Source organism: Streptomyces yongxingensis (genome assembly GCF_055597465.1).
Window position 1 is genome coordinate 7,739,808 of record NZ_CM145717.1, and the last position, 16,598, is coordinate 7,756,405.

Below are 16,598 nucleotides of genomic sequence, written 5' to 3' on the forward strand. Positions count from 1 at the left end.
CCCTTTCTCGTTTCCAGGATGAGCAGGGACGGGACGGCCCGCACCTCGAACCGAGGGGCGGTCCGTGAGGTGCGGCCGATGACGGGGCGGGACGGTCCGGTGCGGCATCGCGCTCACGCGGCCTTCCCGAGTCCGGCGACCTCCGGCTGCCGTTCGTAGCTGACCACCAACTCGCCGTGCCGGCCGTCCACCTTGACGGTGGCGCCCTCCTCGACCTCGCCGCGCAGCAGGGCGCGCCCGATGAGGGTCTCCACCTCGTGGGAGATGTAGCGGCGCAGCGGGCGGGCCCCGTACACCGGGTCGTAGCCCTCGTGGGCGATCACCTCGCGTCCGGCGGGGGTCAGCTCGACGGCGATCAGGCGCTCGGCCAGCCGCTCGCGCAACTCGTCGAACCGCAGCTCCACGATCCGCTCGATCTGGGGCTCGCCGAGCGGCTTGAACAGCACGATGTCATCGACCCGGTTGAGGAACTCGGGGCGGAAGTGGCCGCGCAGCTCGCTCATCACCAGGCCCCGGGCGTCCGGCTTGAGCTCGCCCCCGGAGGTCACGCCGTCGAGCAGGTGCACCGAGCCGATGTTGGAGGTCATGATGATCACGGTGTTGCGGAAGTCCACCAGCCGCCCCCGGGCGTCGGTGATCCGGCCGTCGTCCAGGACCTGGAGCAGGGTGTTGAAGACATCGGTGTGCGCCTTCTCGATCTCGTCGAAGAGCACGACCGCGTACGGCTTGCGCCGCACCGCCTCGGTGAGCTGGCCGCCCTCCTCGTAGCCGACGTACCCCGGCGGGGCGCCGACCAGCCGGCTGACCGTGTGCCGCTCCTGGTACTCGCTCATGTCCAGGCGGATCATGTTCTCCTCGGTGTCGAAGAGCGCGGCCGCCAGCGCCTTGGCCAGCTCGGTCTTACCCACGCCGGTGGGGCCGAGGAAGATGAACGAGCCGATCGGGCGGCGCGGGTCCCGGATGCCCGAGCGGGCGCGGATGATGGCGTCGGAGACCAGCTTGACCGCCTCGTCCTGGCCGATGACCCGCTCCTGGAGGATCTGGTCCAGGCGCAGCAGCTTCTCCCGCTCGCCCTCCTTCAGGCGGGAGACCGGGATCCCGGTCCAGGCGGAGACGATGTCGGCGATCTCCTCCTCGGTGACCACCTCGCGCAGCAGCCGGTGCGCGCCCTGCTTGGCGGCGAGCTGCTCCTCCTCGGCGGCCAGCTTGCGCTGGAGCTCCTGGAGCCTGCCGTAGCGCAGTTCGGCGGCGCGGCCCAGGTCGTAGGCGCGCTCGGCCTCCTCGGCCTCGCGGCGCACCTCCTCCAGCTCCCGGCGCAGGTCCTGCACCCGGCGGATGGACTGCCGCTCGGCCTCCCACTGGGCGTGCTTGGCGTCGGCCTCCGCGCGCAGATCGGCCAGCTCCCGGCGCAGCTCCTCCAGCCGCCGGCCGCTGGCCGGGTCGGTCTCCTTGGAGAGCGCGGCCTCCTCGATCTCCAGCCGGGTGACCCGGCGGGTGATCCCGTCCAGTTCCGCGGGCATGGAGTCGATCTCGGTACGCAGCCGGGCGCACGCCTCGTCCACCAGGTCGATGGCCTTGTCCGGCAGGAACCGGTCGCTGATGTAGCGGTGGCTGAGGGCGGCGGCGGAGACCAGCGCGGTGTCCTGGATCTTGACGCCGTGGAAGACCTCGAGACGCTCGCGCAGGCCGCGCAGGATCGAGACGGTGTCCTCCACACTCGGCTCGTCCACCAGCACCATCTGGAAGCGGCGCTCCAGCGCGGCGTCCTTCTCGACGTGCTTGCGGTACTCGTCCAGGGTGGTCGCGCCGATCATGTGCAGCTCGCCGCGGGCCAGCATCGGCTTGAGCATGTTCCCGGCGTCCATGGCGCCCTCGGCGGCCCCCGCCCCGACCACGGTGTGCAGCTCGTCGACGAACAGCAGGATCCGCCCCTGGGCCGAGGTGACCTCGGTGAGCACGGCCTTGAGCCGCTCCTCGAACTCCCCGCGGTACTTCGCGCCGGCCACCAGGGAGCCCATGTCCAGGGCGAAGACGGTCTTGTCGCGCAGCCCCTCGGGGACGTCGCCGCGGACGATGCGCTGGGCCAGGCCCTCGACGACGGCGGTCTTGCCGACGCCGGGGTCGCCGATGAGCACGGGGTTGTTCTTCGTCCTGCGGCTGAGGATCTGCGTCACCCGGCGGATCTCGGCGTCCCGGCCGATCACCGGGTCCAGCTTGCCCGAGCGGGCCTGAAGGACCAGGTCCCGGCCGTACTTCTCCAGCGCCTCGTACGCCACCTCGGGGTTGGCGGAGGTGACCCGCTGGCTGCCGCGCACCTGGGTGAGGGCGCCCAGGAACGCCTCCTTGGTGACGCCGTGCTCCTTGAGCACCCGCCCCGCCGCGGTGGCGGACCCCTCCTCGGTGAGCGCGAGCACCAGGTGCTCCACCGAGACGTAACTGTCCTTCAGGCGCTTCGCCTCCTGCTCGGCGGTGTCCAGCACCTGGGCCAGCCGCTGGGTGGCGAAGATCTGCCCCGGTGCGGCCCCGGGGCCGGTGACCCTGGGCTTGCGGGCCACCTGCGCCTCCAGCAGGGTGCGCACCGCTTCGGGGTCGGCGCCCAGCCGGGCGATCAGCCGGGGCACCAGCCCGTCGGGCTGTTCGAGGAGGGCCAGCAGCAGATGCTCGCCGTCGACCTCGGTGTGGCCGTATCGCTGGGCCGTGGTCTGGGCGTCCTGGAGAGCCTCCTGGGACTTCTGGGTGAGGCGGTTCATGTCCATGGTGGTTCTTCACTCCTCGCGCCGCCGCGGCGCAGCGCGGCTTCGAGACGGTTGATGCGGTCGAGCAGGTCGAGCACCAGACCGATGGAGGCGTAGTTGAGGCAGAGGCCGGTGTGCAGCCGCTCGACGCGGGCCAGCGCCGCCGGGGCGTCGAGGGCGAACACCAGCCGCCCGGCGGCGTCGCGTTCGGCGTCGATCAGGCCGAGGGCGACGAAGCGCCGGATCAGGTCGGGGTGGAGCCCGGTGCGGTCGGCCACGGTCTCCAGGGACAGCCTGCGCGCGGGCACCAGCTCGTAGTGGACGGACGTCACGGGCGGGTGGCGGGTGGCCGTGACGGCCCCGGGTGTGTGAGTGCTCATCGCTCCCTCCGGGGGTCGAAGGAGGAGGTGCGGCCCAGCTCCTCGAACAGCTCCCGCTCCCGGGCGCCGAGGTGGGGTGGCACCATGACGCGGATCTCGGCGTACAGATCGCCGTCGGGGCCGCGCGGGTCCGGCATGCCCTCGCCGCGCAGCCGCAGCCGGCGGCCGCCGGAGGAGCCGGGCGGGACGGTCACCTTGGCGGTGCCGCCGGGTGTGGGCACGGGGACGGTCGCGCCGAGCGCGGCCTCCCAGGGGCTCACGGGGAGCGTCACATGGACGTTCCGGCCGTCCAGCCGGAACCGCGGATGGGGCTGGATCCGCACCCGTAGGTACAGATCCCCGGCCGGTGCGTCACCGGTGCCCCGGCCGCCCTGCCCGGCCAGCCGGATGCGCTGCCCGTCGATGACGCCCGGCGGGACGTTCACCTCGAAGGTGCGCTGCCCCGTCGGCCCGGCGAGGGTGACGCCGCGGCGCCCGCCGTGGAAGGCGTCCTCGACGGTGAGCGGCAGCTCCGCCTCCTGGTCGGCCCCGGGGATGGTGACGCGGCCCGCGCCGGCCGGGCCCGCGCCGCCGCCGAAGAACGCGCCGAACAGGTCCTCGAAGTCCACGCCCTCGCCCCCGGCGTCCTCGCCGAAGCCACGGGTGAACCGCACCCGGCCGCCGTCGCCGGCCGTCGTCCAGCCGCGGAAGCCACCGCCACCGCCTCCGGCACCGGCCCCGACGCGCTCCTCCCAGTCCTCGGGGATCTTGCGGAAGTCCTCGCCGAACCGGTCGTAGCGGGCCCGGGTCCTCGGGTCGGAGAGCACGCTGTAGGCGTCGTTGAGCTCCTTGAACCGCTCCTCGGCGTTCGGGTCCTTGTTCACATCTGGGTGGTGGCGGCGGGCCCGGGTGCGGAACGCCTGCTGGATCTCGTCCTGGCTCGCGCCCCGGGAGACCCCCAGCACCTCGTAGTAGTCCCGTGCCATGGCCGTCTCACTCCCGCTTGGCCACGGCCACGGCCACCGGCCGGAGTTGGTGGCCGGGGTCCCCGTAGCCGGGGCGCAGCACCTGGACCACGGTGCCCGGTTCGGCCTCGGGGTCCTCGACCACGCCGACCACCTCGTGCCGGGCCGGGTCGAACGGCACCCCGGTCTCGCCCTGCCGCTCGTAGCCGAGCCGGGCCAGGGCGGCCACGGCCTGGTCGTGGATGGCCTTGACGCCCTCCACGATCGAGCCGGGGTCGGCCTCGGCGTGGGAGAGGGCCAGTTCGAGGTTGTCGACGACGGGCAGCAGGGCCACCGCCGTACGGGCCCGCTCGGCGGCCCGCTCCCGCTCCAGCTCCCTGGCGTGGCGCTTGCGCAGGTTCTCCAGGTCGGCCAGGGCCCGGCGCCAGCGGTCGTCGAGCTCGGCCAGCGCGGCGGCCTGCTCGGCGGCCTGCTCGTCGGCCTCGCCGACGGCCGGGCCGCCGGCCGCGTCCGGGCCGGGGCCCTCCCCGCCCGCGCCGCGCGCCTCCGCGGCGCCCGGGGCGGGCAGGTCCTGCTCCTGCTCCGGCTCCGTCACGGCGCCCTCCGGCACCGGGTCGGGCTGCTGCGGTTGAGTGGACATGGCGGCCTCTCAGTGAGCCTTTGTGGATCGGCCTGTGCGGTCTTCGTGGGATCTGCCTTCGTGGGATCTGCCTTTCGGTTCAGTCCTGTCCTTGCCGAATCGGTCAGCCCTTGTCGAACTCGGCGTCGATGACGTCCTCGTCGCCTCCGCCGCCCCCGGCCCCGGTGTCCTGGGCGCCGCCCGCCCCGGGTCCACCGGCCGCGCCGCCCGGGCCCGCGCCCGCACCGGCCGTCTCATGGGCGGCCAGGCCCGCGTAGACCTGCTGGAGCTCGGAGGCCAGTGGCCTGGTCCGGTCGATCCCGGCCTCGTTCCTGACCGCCCGGCGGGCGTCGTGCACCAGCATCTCGGCGCGCGATCTCTCATGGGAGGGCACCGCGTCGCCCAGTTCGGAGAGGCGCTTCTCGACCTGGTAGGCGGCGGCGTCCAGGTCGTTGCGCGCGTCCACGGCCTCGCGCAGCGCCTGGTCCTCGCCGCGGTTGCGCTCGGCCTCCTGGACCATCCGCTCGACCTCGCCGCGTTCGAGGTTGCCGGTCTCGCTGATCTGGATGGACTGCTCCTTGCCGGTGTCCCGGTCGCGGGCGGTGACGTTGAGGATGCCGTTGGCGTCGATGTCGCAGACGACCTCGACCTGCGGTTCGCCGCGCGGCGCCGGGCGGATGCCGGTCAGCTGGAAGCGGCCGAGCACCCGGTTGTCGGCGGCCCGCTCGCGCTCGCCCTGGAGGATCACGATGTCCACGGCCTGCTGGTGGTCCTCGGCCGTGGAGAAGGTCTCGGTGCGGCGCACCGGGATGGTGGTGTTCCGGTCGATGATCTTCGTCATGACGCCGCCGCGGGTCTCGACGCCCAGCGACAGCGGGGTGACATCGAGCAGCAGGACGTCCTTGACCTCGCCCTTGAGCACCCCGGCCTGGATCGCGGCGCCCAGGGCCACGACCTCGTCGGGGTTGACGCTCATATTGGGCTCCTTGCCGCCGGTCAGCCGGCGGACCAGGGCCTGTACGGCGGGCATCCGGGTCGATCCGCCGACCAGGATCACCTCGTCGACGTCGCTCTCGCCGACCTTGGCGTCCGCCATGGCCTGCCGCACCGGGTCCAGACAGCGCTCCACCAGATCGGCGGTGAGGTGTTCGAAGGTGGACCGCAGGACGGTCTCGGTCAGATGCTTGGGCCCGGCCGCGTCCGCGGTGATGAACGGCAGGTTGACCTGGGTCTGGGTCACCGAGCTCAGCTCGGTCTTGGCCTTCTCGGCGGCCTCGAAGAGCCGCTGCAGCGCCTGCGCGTCGTGGCGCAGATCGATGCCGTTCTCCCGCTGGAACGTGTCGGCGAGGTGGTCGACCAGCCGCCGGTCGAAGTCGTCGCCGCCCAGGTGGCTGTCGCCCGCGGTGGAACGGACCTCCACCACCCCGTCCCCGACGTCGAGGATGGACACGTCGAAGGTGCCGCCGCCGAGGTCGAAGACGAGGACGGTCTCATGGCCCTTCTTGTCCAGGCCGTAGGCGAGGGCGGCCGCGGTCGGCTCGTTGATGATCCGCAGCACCTTCAGGCCAGCGATCTCCCCGGCGTCCTTGGTGGCGCTGCGCTGGGCGTCGTTGAAGTACGCGGGCACCGTGATGACCGCCTCGGTCACCCGCTCGCCCAGCTGCTTCCCGGCGTCGTCGGCCAGTTTGCGCAGCACCTGGGCGCTGATCTCCTCCGGCGAGTACAGCTTCTCGCGCACCGTGAAGCGGGCGAGGCCGCCCTCGTCCGGGACGAGGTCGTAGGCGACCGCCTTGGCCTCGCCGGAGACCTCGTCGTAGTGGCGGCCGATGAACCGCTTGGCCGAGTAGATGGTGCCCTTCGGGTTGAGGATCGCCTGGCGCCGGGCCAGCTGCCCCACCAGCCGTTCACCGGTGTCGGTGAAGGCCACCACTGACGGTGTGGTGCGGCTTCCCTCGGAGTTCGGAACGACCGAGGACTCACCGCCTTCCCACGCGGCGATCACCGAGTTGGTGGTGCCCAGGTCGATGCCGACTGCCTTGGCCATGGCAACTCCTTCCGGGGGCGGCCGCGGGTCACATGCGGCGCCCGGTCGGCCGCGGAAACGGATCGGTGAGCGGGGCCTCTCCTTCAAGGGTGACAAATCGGACAGGAATCGGCCCCTGTTCCCGTGGTCGGATATCGGTGGCCCGAAATGCGCCCACGGGACGGGGGAGCCGGGGCCGGTCCCGTCAGTCCGTGGAGACGTCCTGCTCGACCCAGATTGTCTTGCCGTCCGTGCTCTGCCGGGTGCCCCAGCGCGTCGCCATCTGGGCCACCAGCATCAGGCCCCGGCCGCCCTCGTCGAAGACCCGGGCCCGCCGCATATGGGGTGCGGTGCTGCTGGCGTCGGAGACCTCGCAGATGAGGTCGCGGTCGCGGATCAGCCGCAGCCGGATGGGCGGGCGGCCGTAGCGGATCGCGTTGGTGACCAGTTCGCTGACGATCAGCTCGGTGGTGAAGACCGTCTCCTCAAGACCCCAGTCGATCAGTTGCTCGGTGGTGCTCCGGCGGGCCGCTGCGACGGCGGGCGCTTCCGCCGGGATGTCCCAGGTGGCGACCCGGTCGGAGTGGAGCGCCCGGGTGCGGGCGAGGAGCAGGGCGATGTCGTCGTCCGTGTGGGCCGGGGGCAGGGCCCGCAGGACGTCGTCGCAGAGCGCGTCGAGGGAGGCGGCGGGGCGGCTCAGGACGTCGCGCAGCGTCTCGAGCCCGTCGCCGATCTCGCGCTCGCGGCCGTTGATCAGGCCGTTGGTGTAGAGGGCGAGCAGACTGCCCTCGGGCAGCTCCGTCTCCATGATCTCGAAGGGCAGTTCACCAAGACCCAGGGGCGGACCGATGGGCGGGCCGAGCACGTCGGCGGTGCCCTCCGGACTGATCACCAGCGGCGCCGGGTGGCCCGCCGCGGCGATGCTGCAGCGGCGCGAGACCGGGTCGTAGACCACGTACAGACACGTGGCGCCGAAGGACCAGAAGGGCTCGCTCCGCTCGTCCGAGTGCAGCCGGGTGACCATGTCGTCGAGGTGGGTCAGCAGCTCCCCCGGCGGCAGATCGATATCGGCCAGGGTGCGCACGGCGGTGCGCAGCCGCCCCATGGTGGCGGCCGCGTGGATGCCGCGCCCCACGACATCGCCGACCACCACGGCGGCGCGGGCGCCGGACAGCTGGATCGCGTCGAACCAGTCGCCGCCCACCCCGGCCCAGGCGCCCGAGGGCAGATAGCGCGAGGTGATCTCCAGCGCGGTCAGCTCGGGCAGCCGCTGCGGCAGCAGGCTGCGCTGGAGGGCCTCGGCCGTCCTGCGCTCGCGCAGATAGCGGCGGGCGTTGTCCACACAGACGGCCGCCCGGGCGGTGAGCTCCTCGGCCAGCAGCGTGTCGTCGTCGGTGAAGGGCGCCGGGGTGCGGTGGCGGGCGAAGAAGGCCGCGCCGAGGGTGACCCCGCGGGCGCGCATCGGCGTCACGATCACCGAATGCACTCCGTGCTCGCGGATACGGACGGCCCGGCCGGGGTCCTTGGTCTCCCAGCTCGCCAGCAGGGACGGCGTCACCTGGTGCCGTGCGGCCCGGCCCTTGAGCAGACACGCCGCCGTGGGGGAGTGCTCGGGGTGGGTGGTCAGGCCCCCGACGTCGGTCAGCGCCTCGGGGGCGCCGTCGAGGACGGACCGGTGGGCGGCGCGCCGCAGGGTGACGGGCTCGCGCAGCGGCCCCTCCGGGGGCTCGTCGCCCTCGTGGAGGAAGGTGAGCAGATCGACGCTGGCGAAGTCGGCGAGCCGGGGGACCGCCACCTCGGCCAGCTCCTGGGCGATCCGGTCCAGGTCCAGATGGCTGCCCAGCCGCGCTCCCGCCTCGTTGAGCAACTGGAGCCGCTGCCGGGCCTCCTGCTCGGCGGTGGTGTCGCGGGCCGCGAAGCACACGCCGCGCAGCCCGCCGGTCCGGTTGGCCAGCGGGGCCAGCGAGACCGACCAGGCGTGCTCCTGGCGATCGCCCGGCTCCCGTAGACGCGTCTCCAGCTCCAGCCGTTCGCCGCTCTCCAGCACCCGCCGCATGGCCCCCTCGACCCGGTCGCTCTCCCCGTGGCCGACCAGCTCGGTCAGTCGCAGCCCGCGCATCTGCTCCTCGCTGAGGGCGGTGGCGGCCTGCATATAGGCGTTCGCCCGCGCCAGCCGCAGCTCCGTGTCGAAGAGCGCCAGGACGCAGGGGCACTGGGAGAAGGCGTGATCCGTCGGGATCCCCGGCTCCTGTGGTTCCCGGGGCGCGGCGGAGACCAGGAGCCAGCCCGCGGGTCCGTCGTCCAGCGGGCCGCGGTGGGCCAGCAGCTCGACCTCCAGCGGATGGCCGTCCCGGTGGCACAGCGTGATCCGGCCGCTCCACCGGTGGCCGTGGGCGAGGCACGGGCCGACGCCCTCGCCGGTGTCCCCGCCGTTGTCCCGACCGGTGTCCCCGGCGGTCGTCTCGGCGCGCAACTCGGCCGCCGGCCGTCCCACGACCTCCTCGGCGCGGTAGCCCAGCAGCCGCCGTGCGCCCTCGCTCCACCCGGTCAGCACGCCGTGGTCGTCGACGGTGGCCGTGGCCAGGCCGGGGGCGCCGGGCGGCGGGTCCGGCCGGACGCGGGGGGCGGTGGGGTCAGGGGGCGTCATCATCGGACATCGTGTCGATGGCTCATGGGTCCGGCGGATGCCACTCGATCATCAAAATCGTGGCGTCGTCGCTGAGTTCGCTGTGCCCGTGGTCGAGGATCGCGTGAATGAGCAGGCGGAGCACCTCGGGGGCGTTCTGCCCGGCGGCCGTCGAGCGGATGATGTGGTCGGCGAAGCGCTCCAGGCCGAACTGCTCGCCTCCCTCGTCGCGCGACTCCACGACCCCGTCGGTGTAGAGCAGGACGCGGTCACCTGGCTCCAGGGTCGTCTCATGGATCTGGCGGGGGGCGTCCGACAGCCGCGGGGGCAGCCCCAGCGGGGGCTCGAAAGGCCGCTCCAGCACCTTGTCCAGCAGCCGTCGGCGGCGGATGACCAGCGGTGTGGGGTGACCGCAGTTGGACCAGCTCAGCGCCCCGCTGGGCATGTGCAGCTGGAGGAAGACGCCCGTGCAGAACTGGTCCGGAAGCCATTTGGCCAGCGCCTCGTCCACGGTGGTGACGAGGGCCGCCAGGTCGGCGCCGGTGCGCCGGGCGTTGCGGCTGCCCGCCATCGCCACGGAGGTGGTCAGCCCGGACGCCAGGTCGTGGCCCATGGCGTCGAGGATCGCGGCGTGCAGGACGTCCTCGGTGAACGAGTGGTCGAAGGCATCGCCCCCCAGCTCGTACGCGGGCTCCAGAACGGCCGTCGAGACCACCCGGCCGGTGCCGATGGAGCGGGGCGGGAGGAAGGCCCGCAGCATCTCCGTGGGCAGCTTCATGGTCCGGGTGCGGGTGAACTGCGCGATGGTGTCGATATAGGTCCGCTTGGACGTGATGATCAGGGCGAGGAGCGAGGCCAGCATCCGGCAGCGGGAGAGCATGCGCCCGTCCAGGGAGGCCGGCCGGAGGCGCAGCACCCCCAGCCGCTCCGCGCCGTTCATCAGCGGCAGCCATACGGTCAGCCCGCCCGCGGTCGCCTCCTCGATCCGCACCGAGCCGGTGCGGTAGGCGAATCCGGCCAGGGTGTCGTCGAGCTCCAGGCGCGGCTCGTCATCGTCGAGCGGCATCAGCAGCCGCTGCCGGAGGTCGATCAGGTAGACGACCGCGCGGCCCATGCCCATGGCCTCGGTATAGCGGTCCAGGGCCAGCGGGAGCTCTGTCGGGGATGCCTCGTGGGTGGCCCTGAGCAGTTCCTCCAGCGACTGCTCAGCGGTCTCGGCCGAGGTCGACACGTTCGCGTCCACCATGCGATCAACCTTACGGCGGCGGGCACCGCGACGCCCGGGGGATCACGGGGGATCACGGGGGTCACGGGGGTGCGGGCACCGGCTCCCGGGGGACGGCGGCGGGCTCGCGCGGGGGCTCGCCGGGGGCGAGGGCCTCTCGTGCGACGGCCTGGCGTACGACGGTCTCCAGGGCGGCCTGGCGTACGACGGGTTCGCGTACGGCGGTCTCCGGTACGGCTGCGGCGGCCTCGCGTACGACGGGATCTCGTACGGCCACGGCATCCCCGCGCACCCCCACCCCCGACTGCGGAGCCCGGGAGAGCAGGACGACCCCGCGGGCGGCCGCCGCCGCGCCGGCGGCGGCCAGGGCCCAGCCGCCCGGACCGCCCCGGAACCGCTCGTCCAGCAGGACGATCCCGATGGCGGCCGCCGCCACCGGGTTGGCGAGGGTCAGGGTGGCCAGGGGCGCGCCGAGGCCGCTGCCGTAGGCGCTCTGGGACAGCAGCAGGCCGCTCACCGCGAAGACCGCGACCAGCACGGCCACGACCGCGGTCCGCCAGGACACCAGGGCCGCCCCCGGGGCGCGGGAGTCGGCGAGCGCCACCGTGAGGGTCTGGGTGAGCGCCGAGGCGACGCCGGAGGCGACCCCGGACGCGGTGGCGAACCGCAGGCCCCGGCCCGGCGTTCCGCGCCCCCCGCGCCCCGGCCGGACGCACAGCCCGATGAACGCCAGCACGACGGCCGCGAGCCCGACCGCCTCCGGCAGGCTCAGCGTCTCGCGCGGGGTCTCCCCGGCGGTGACCGGCAGCAGGGCGCCGAGGCCGAGCAGCGCGAGGACCACGCCCCGCCACTCGTCCCGGACCACCCGCCGCCCCGCGAGCCGCGCGCCCAGCGGGACGGCCGCCACCAGGGTCAGCGCGCCGAGCGGCTGGACCAGGGTGAGCGGCCCGTACCGCAGCGCGGCCACATGCAGCAGGGCACCGGTGGAGTTGAGGCCGACCGCTCCCCACCAGGCGCCGCGCAGCAGCAGCCGCGGCATGCGGTCCGGCCGCCCGCCCGCGGCCAGCCGCTCCTGGGCCACGGCCGCGGTCGCGTAGGCGACGGCCGAGGCGAGCGCGAGCGCGACGGCTATGACGGTCGGATTCATCCACCGTGCCTTCCTCTGGGCACTGTCTGCCTGCTACCGGTGGACCTATCGGCACACAGACGTATCGATACGAGAGTGTACCGGTGCGGGGCCGTATCGGTACAAGGGCGTATCGGTACGCGGATGTGTCGGTACACTGCGTGGTCGGGGAGGGGAGCCGGAGTCCGGTGGACCGAGGAGGAGGACCCGATGGCGACGCAGAGCCCGGAGACGGCCGCGCCGCAGCGCCGTTCCAAGATCACCCCCGAGCGGGAGCAGGAGTTCTACCAGGCGGTCCTCGACCTGCTCCAGGAGGGCGGTTACGAGGCCCTCACCATCGAGGCGGTCGCCGCCCGCACCCGCGCCAGCCGCTCCACCCTCTACCGGCAGTGGTGCACCAAGCCCCAGCTCGTCGTCGCCGCGCTGCGCTCCTGCAAGCGCCCCTTCGCGCTGGAGGGCATCGACACCGGGTCCCTCACGGGCGATCTGCGCGCCGTCGCGGAGGCCGTGGGCGAGGCGGGGGAGGTGTGCGGCGGTGACACCGCGCTGGTGTACGCGCTCGGGCACGCCGCGCTGCAGAACCCCGATCTGCTCCAGGCGCTGCGCGCCGCGCTGATCGAGCACGAGGTGAAGACGATCCAGGCGATGATCCGCCGGGGCGTGGAGCGCGGTGAGGTGGACGCGGACAACCCCGCCCTCGAGTTCGTCCCCGCCCAGTTGATCGGCGCGATGCGGGTGCGCCCCCTGCTCGAGGGGCGGCTCGCCGACCGCCCGTATCTGACGCGCTTCCTCGAGGCGTCGGTCTTCCCCGCGCTGGGGCTGGCGCCTTAGAGGCCATTTCGTTTGATGTGATCTTGCGCCAGTCTGGTGTGGTGACTTCTTCGCTTGTTGAGCGGATGGCTCCGGACGGTCTGTGGGAGTTGTTCGAGCGAGTGGTGCCACCTGCGCCGGAGCGACCGCAAGGCGGCGGCCGGCGTCGGCACGGGAATCGGGAGGTACTGGCCGCGATCATCTTCGTGGCCACCTCAGGCTGTACATGGAACCAGCTGCCCCCGGGCTTCGGCCCTTCGGGAGTGACCGCGTTCCGCCGGTTCACCGAGTGGACCGAGGCGAGGGTGTGGGCCAAGCTCCACCGCCTGGTCCTCGACGAGCTCGGCTCCCGCGGTGAGCTGGACTGGTCGCGGTGCGCGATCGACTCCATCAGTGTCCGCGCCCTCAAAGGGGGCGGCTGACCGGACCGAACCCGACCGACCGCGGCAAGAACGGATCGAAAATCCATCTGATCGTCGACCGCCAGGGCCTGCCCCTCTCACTCGGTATCTCCGCCGCCAACCTTCACGACAGTCAGGCACTCATACCGCTGGTCCGAGGCAACCCACCCATACGCTCCCGCCGCGGCCCCCGGCGCCGACGGCCCGCCAAGCTCCACGGCGACAAGGGCTACGACTACTCCCACCTGCGGCGACGGCTCTCCTTACGTCAGATCCCCCACCGAGCGCAAGCCCGAGCACTTCCTCGCCTTTACCGCCATCGCGGCAACCCTCATATGCCACCGCAGACTCACCAAATGAAATGCCCTCTTACAAGGCAGATGTCGGCGGTTCGAATCCGTCTGCGCCCACCAGCGAAAAGACCCCCAGCCGATCCCGGTTGGGGGTCTTTGACATCCACAGATGACATCGATCAGGCGAGGCGCACCCTCAGATGGTCGACGTGTGCCGTGAGGCGGTCCGCCAACGCACGGCCGATGCCGGAGGACAGGCTGGCCGGGGTGTACTCGATGAGGCCAGAGCCACAGCATCCATCGCAGAACGCGCCAGGCCGGGCAGCCACGGACTGGCTGACGGGCGCCCGGAGCTGGTGCGTACCGCAGTCGGGTGCCCCCAGGTAAGTGCGGAAGTCGCGGTCGGGGACGCGCCATCAGATGTGCGGGGTGGGCTGGGTGCAGGCGTCCGTGTGGTCGGCGTCGCCACCGGGCGCACCAGCGCGGAGGATCCGCGGGCCGCTGAAGCTGCCGAAATTGGTCGAAGATCCGGTCGGTCAGTTCCTCGCCGCCGTTGAAGTCGGCGCGCCGAACCGCCCTGCCGCCACTTCCCGTTGTGTGAGCAACAGCAAACACTGCCGACGCCAAGGGCACCAGCCTCTCCGAGGGAAACGAAAAGGAGGAAAGAAAAGCACAGCCAAAATTGAGCGGGTACGCGGAAACGCAGGAGCTGCGAAAAAGGTGAAAACACGGATCAGAGGTGCGGGGAGAACGAAAAAGGCAAAACCGCACAGAAGGCGTGCAGCGCGAGCGATGCCCGCAAAGCCGCGAGAGGGAAGTGTGAGAAGGGCGAGAAAGTGCGGGCGGCGTGCTGTGGTGAACCAAAGCGCGCTGTAGTGCATCTAGGAGAAAAGAGGGGAACGGGTCCGTGAGGCCGCCGCTGTGCGGTGCACGGACGGAATGAAGGGCTGGCAAGTCGGAGTCGGAGGTTTTGCGACCGGATATTTTCACTTCCTTCACGTATACAGCGCACCACGGCCGCACCGGGAGGCGACCGTGCATGCCTCACTTTCATCGGCACCGGCACCGGCACCGAGGTGGAGTTCGGCCACTGCGGACACCGCGCAACCTCGGCTCTCGAGCCATGTACTCGTCGATGCCGCCGCGAGAGTGATCGCCGTGGAGTGCGTGAATCGTGATCCCGAACAGGGAAATCATTCCTTACCGCGCCGACCGCGAATTCAGGAAAGAAGTACCAGTAATGGAACAATCATTTCAGTCGACTTCCGTCGAGCACACCCGGCGTGGCGTCCTGGCTGCCGCCGGGGTCGCGACCGCAGCTCTCCTCGGCGCTTGCAGCAGTTCCGAGGGAAAGTCCTCCTCGTCGACACTTCAGGTAGATTTTGGGAAGGTGGAGTTCTTTCCGCTGCTCAAGTCGAAGATCGGGGTGGGGCGAGCCCTCAGTATGACTGAGATCCTGGACAGTCTGCCGTACATGGACCAGATCCGGCCGGCGGTCTACGACGGGGAGATCCGCTTTCCGGAGACCGATTACCCCTCGTTGACGCCATACCCCTTCGTGGTGGGTGAGAACGACGAGGTCTCGGTGTTGCCGAATGAGTTCCTCGAAAAACTGTTCACCGGGCTGCAACGGCGCAACATGGAGATCATGATCCAGTTGATGGGCGCGCCGAAGCAGTGGTGGGACTACGAAAAGGCTGAACGGCCACACCTGTTCCCCATGCCGACCGACTTGACGGCCGCTGCGGATGCTATCGGTAAGTGGACCAAGCTCTACAGCGATTATCCGATCAGCTGGTGCATGTGGAACGAGCCGAGTCACAATCTCACCGGGTCCCCGAACCGCGCCTCGGTCAGGCAAATGGTCGACATCTACGACGCCTACACGAATGCGATCGCTCCTCGAGGGCTGTTCGGTATGGCGAGCTTCATCAAGACAAGCGCTCCCGTCCGGGAGAAGCTAGGTGGCCGCACCCACCTTCAAGCCACGATCGATGCATTGCGGAAACGAGTCAAGGCCAACTCTGGCCTGCCGTTCGACTACCTCACCCTGAACAGCTATGGCGCGGATCTCGACGAGCTGTTCGCCGCTGCTCGCAATGCACTGGGAACCGACTTCAACACCGTTCCCATCATTCAGGCGCAGTCCGGTGTGTTCAAGCCGCACGAGTGGGGGAAGCGTCGCGGGACCACGTTGGAAGCGGTGCGGTCCATGGTGTCATTGAAGAATGCGCTGCAAGTGCCCGACCTACAGACATTCACCTTCAGTGGCTGGATTCCCCACCTGATTGAATACAAGGGGGGCGAGGCGCTCCAACTTCCTTTGTTCAATGCCTTGAAGCTCTATGCGCGGATGCCGGACCGCCGCGGCTCGGTACAGGGGGAATTGCCTTCCGGTATCGGCGCCATGGCCTCGAGTGACCAGTATCGCAGCGCGGTCTTGGTGTGGAATGAAACCAGCCGAGCGCAAAGCATCGATGTGCAGCTGTCTCACCTTCAGAGCTCCAGCCGAGGTGAGGCCGAGTTGCGGGTCTACCTCATCGACAGCAAGCACGGCAGTCCGTTGGAACACAGCGACAACAAGTTCGTCCCCACCGAGGTCACCACCCTTGACGAGCTTCCCCGGTCATTGTCCAAGACCGTGACCGTAGCCGGCCCCGGCATCGCGTACATCGAGGTCGGTACCAAGTCTGCGCATCCGGTCCTGGACCGGAATGGCCTGGATGCCGAACTGGTCCGCAAGCACACATTCGCCGATCGGATACCAGGTTCGAAAAACACGACCTCCGTGCGGGGCAACGCCTACGGTTGCTATGACGCCGTACGGGCCATCGCCTACGTGGGTGTCGAAGGGAACGCGGGAACCGCCCTGGTCGGCGCGGAATACCGCAAGCTGCCGGATTCCCTGAAACTGGAGATATCGGCCGACACGTTGGCTTCCGACCCGAAGTCGTCGGAGGCGATGTTCGGCATCCGGGTCGACTATCTGCTCGCGGATGAACCCGTGAAGAGCGTGCTCTGGCACGGCGATACCTTCGACAGTCGCAGGAAGACGCCCTTGCCGTGGGGGCGGGGCGGCCCGACCGCGGATGTCGTGGTCGAGGCCCGGGAACTTGATCGTGCTCGGGCTGACCAGGCCAAGCTCGTCCTCCCCTTGGAGGAATACGCGCCATCGGGCTGGGCGCAGGCCAGTCGACACGCGATCATCTCGTTCTGGATGGACTCCACCGGCCCCGGCTCCCAAGCGCGGTTCCTGCTCGAATAGGGGGTGTCCGGCGGGCGTTGGCGCCTGCGGCGGGCTGTTCCCCTCCCCGCCCTTTCCCGAACCTGGGGCTGCGCCCCAGGCCCCGAAACCGGGGCTCCGCCCCAGACCGAGGATCGGAGCTCCGCGCCTTCCCGGCAGCATCGATATGCGG

At 70.9% G+C, this 16,598-nt stretch carries 11 protein-coding genes and 1 pseudogene; 4 read left to right on the forward strand and 8 right to left on the reverse strand.

Going from position 1 to position 16,598, the window contains the following annotated elements; translation table 11 throughout:
* Positions 1–113 precede the first annotated feature (113 nt).
* From clpB to ACZ6TD_RS33170, 8 genes are all read right to left on the reverse strand, one after another.
* Positions 114–2,756, reverse strand: coding sequence for an ATP-dependent chaperone ClpB (gene clpB / locus ACZ6TD_RS33135; RefSeq protein ID WP_471344080.1), 2,643 nt, complete (start codon positions 2,754–2,756; stop codon positions 114–116).
* Positions 2,747–3,115, reverse strand: a complete 369-nt coding sequence (locus ACZ6TD_RS33140; protein ID WP_471344082.1) for a chaperone modulator CbpM — start codon at positions 3,113–3,115, stop codon at positions 2,747–2,749. The genes clpB and ACZ6TD_RS33140 overlap by 10 nt, the downstream gene beginning before the upstream one ends.
* Positions 3,112–4,080: a DnaJ C-terminal domain-containing protein gene (locus ACZ6TD_RS33145; RefSeq protein ID WP_471344083.1), complete on the reverse strand. Its 969-nt coding sequence runs from the start codon at positions 4,078–4,080 to the stop codon at positions 3,112–3,114. The genes ACZ6TD_RS33140 and ACZ6TD_RS33145 overlap by 4 nt, the downstream gene beginning before the upstream one ends.
* A gap of 7 nt (positions 4,081–4,087) precedes the next feature.
* On the reverse strand, positions 4,088–4,699 hold the full coding sequence (locus ACZ6TD_RS33150) for a nucleotide exchange factor GrpE (RefSeq protein WP_471344085.1): 612 nt from the start codon (positions 4,697–4,699) through the stop codon (positions 4,088–4,090).
* Between the two features lie 103 nt (positions 4,700–4,802).
* Positions 4,803–6,722 carry a molecular chaperone DnaK gene (gene dnaK / locus ACZ6TD_RS33155; RefSeq protein ID WP_471344089.1) on the reverse strand — a complete coding sequence of 640 codons (1,920 nt, stop codon included), beginning with the start codon at positions 6,720–6,722 and terminating at the stop codon, positions 4,803–4,805.
* Positions 6,723–6,906: 184 nt separating this feature from the next.
* Entirely contained in the window at positions 6,907–9,348 is a 2,442-nt protein-coding gene (locus ACZ6TD_RS33160) for a SpoIIE family protein phosphatase (RefSeq protein ID WP_471358249.1), read from the reverse strand.
* Positions 9,349–9,370: 22 nt separating this feature from the next.
* The gene (locus tag ACZ6TD_RS33165; protein ID WP_471344091.1) at positions 9,371–10,573 is read right to left on the reverse strand and encodes a PP2C family protein-serine/threonine phosphatase; all 1,203 of its coding nucleotides are present in this window, start codon (positions 10,571–10,573) and stop codon (positions 9,371–9,373) included.
* Between the two features lie 61 nt (positions 10,574–10,634).
* Positions 10,635–11,699: a DMT family transporter gene (locus ACZ6TD_RS33170; protein ID WP_471344093.1), complete on the reverse strand. Its 1,065-nt coding sequence runs from the start codon at positions 11,697–11,699 to the stop codon at positions 10,635–10,637.
* 189 nt (positions 11,700–11,888) lie between these two features.
* Here ACZ6TD_RS33170 and ACZ6TD_RS33175 point away from each other — a divergent pair, with 189 nt between their 5' ends.
* From ACZ6TD_RS33175 to ACZ6TD_RS33190, 4 genes and pseudogenes are all read left to right on the forward strand, one after another.
* Positions 11,889–12,509 (forward strand): TetR/AcrR family transcriptional regulator, encoded by a 621-nt coding sequence (locus ACZ6TD_RS33175; RefSeq protein WP_471344096.1) that lies wholly within the window; start codon positions 11,889–11,891, stop codon positions 12,507–12,509.
* A gap of 41 nt (positions 12,510–12,550) precedes the next feature.
* Positions 12,551–13,249: pseudogene (locus ACZ6TD_RS33180) on the forward strand (IS5 family transposase).
* Positions 13,250–13,382: 133 nt separating this feature from the next.
* On the forward strand, positions 13,383–13,739 hold the full coding sequence (locus tag ACZ6TD_RS33185) for an HAD hydrolase-like protein (protein ID WP_471344097.1): 357 nt from the start codon (positions 13,383–13,385) through the stop codon (positions 13,737–13,739).
* A 617-nt stretch (positions 13,740–14,356) separates the two neighbouring features.
* A complete protein-coding gene (locus tag ACZ6TD_RS33190; RefSeq protein ID WP_471344100.1) occupies positions 14,357–16,447 on the forward strand; it encodes a hypothetical protein in 2,091 nt (696 codons plus the stop codon).
* Positions 16,448–16,598 lie beyond the last annotated feature (151 nt).

Bases quoted from the DNA above. Each gene is read 5' to 3' on its own strand.
- clpB (WP_471344080.1), bottom strand. From the start codon at position 2,756: ATGGACATGAACCGCCTCACCCAGAAGTCCCAGGAGGCTCTCCAGGAC.
- ACZ6TD_RS33140 (WP_471344082.1), bottom strand. From the start codon at position 3,115: ATGAGCACTCACACACCCGGGGCCGTCACGGCCACCCGCCACCCGCCC.
- ACZ6TD_RS33145 (WP_471344083.1), bottom strand. From the start codon at position 4,080: ATGGCACGGGACTACTACGAGGTGCTGGGGGTCTCCCGGGGCGCGAGC.
- ACZ6TD_RS33150 (WP_471344085.1), bottom strand. From the start codon at position 4,699: ATGTCCACTCAACCGCAGCAGCCCGACCCGGTGCCGGAGGGCGCCGTG.
- dnaK (WP_471344089.1), bottom strand. From the start codon at position 6,722: ATGGCCAAGGCAGTCGGCATCGACCTGGGCACCACCAACTCGGTGATC.
- ACZ6TD_RS33160 (WP_471358249.1), bottom strand. From the start codon at position 9,348: ATGACGCCCCCTGACCCCACCGCCCCCCGCGTCCGGCCGGACCCGCCG.
- ACZ6TD_RS33165 (WP_471344091.1), bottom strand. From the start codon at position 10,573: ATGGTGGACGCGAACGTGTCGACCTCGGCCGAGACCGCTGAGCAGTCG.
- ACZ6TD_RS33170 (WP_471344093.1), bottom strand. From the start codon at position 11,699: ATGAATCCGACCGTCATAGCCGTCGCGCTCGCGCTCGCCTCGGCCGTC.
- ACZ6TD_RS33175 (WP_471344096.1), top strand. From the start codon at position 11,889: ATGGCGACGCAGAGCCCGGAGACGGCCGCGCCGCAGCGCCGTTCCAAG.
- ACZ6TD_RS33185 (WP_471344097.1), top strand. From the start codon at position 13,383: ATGGTCGACGTGTGCCGTGAGGCGGTCCGCCAACGCACGGCCGATGCC.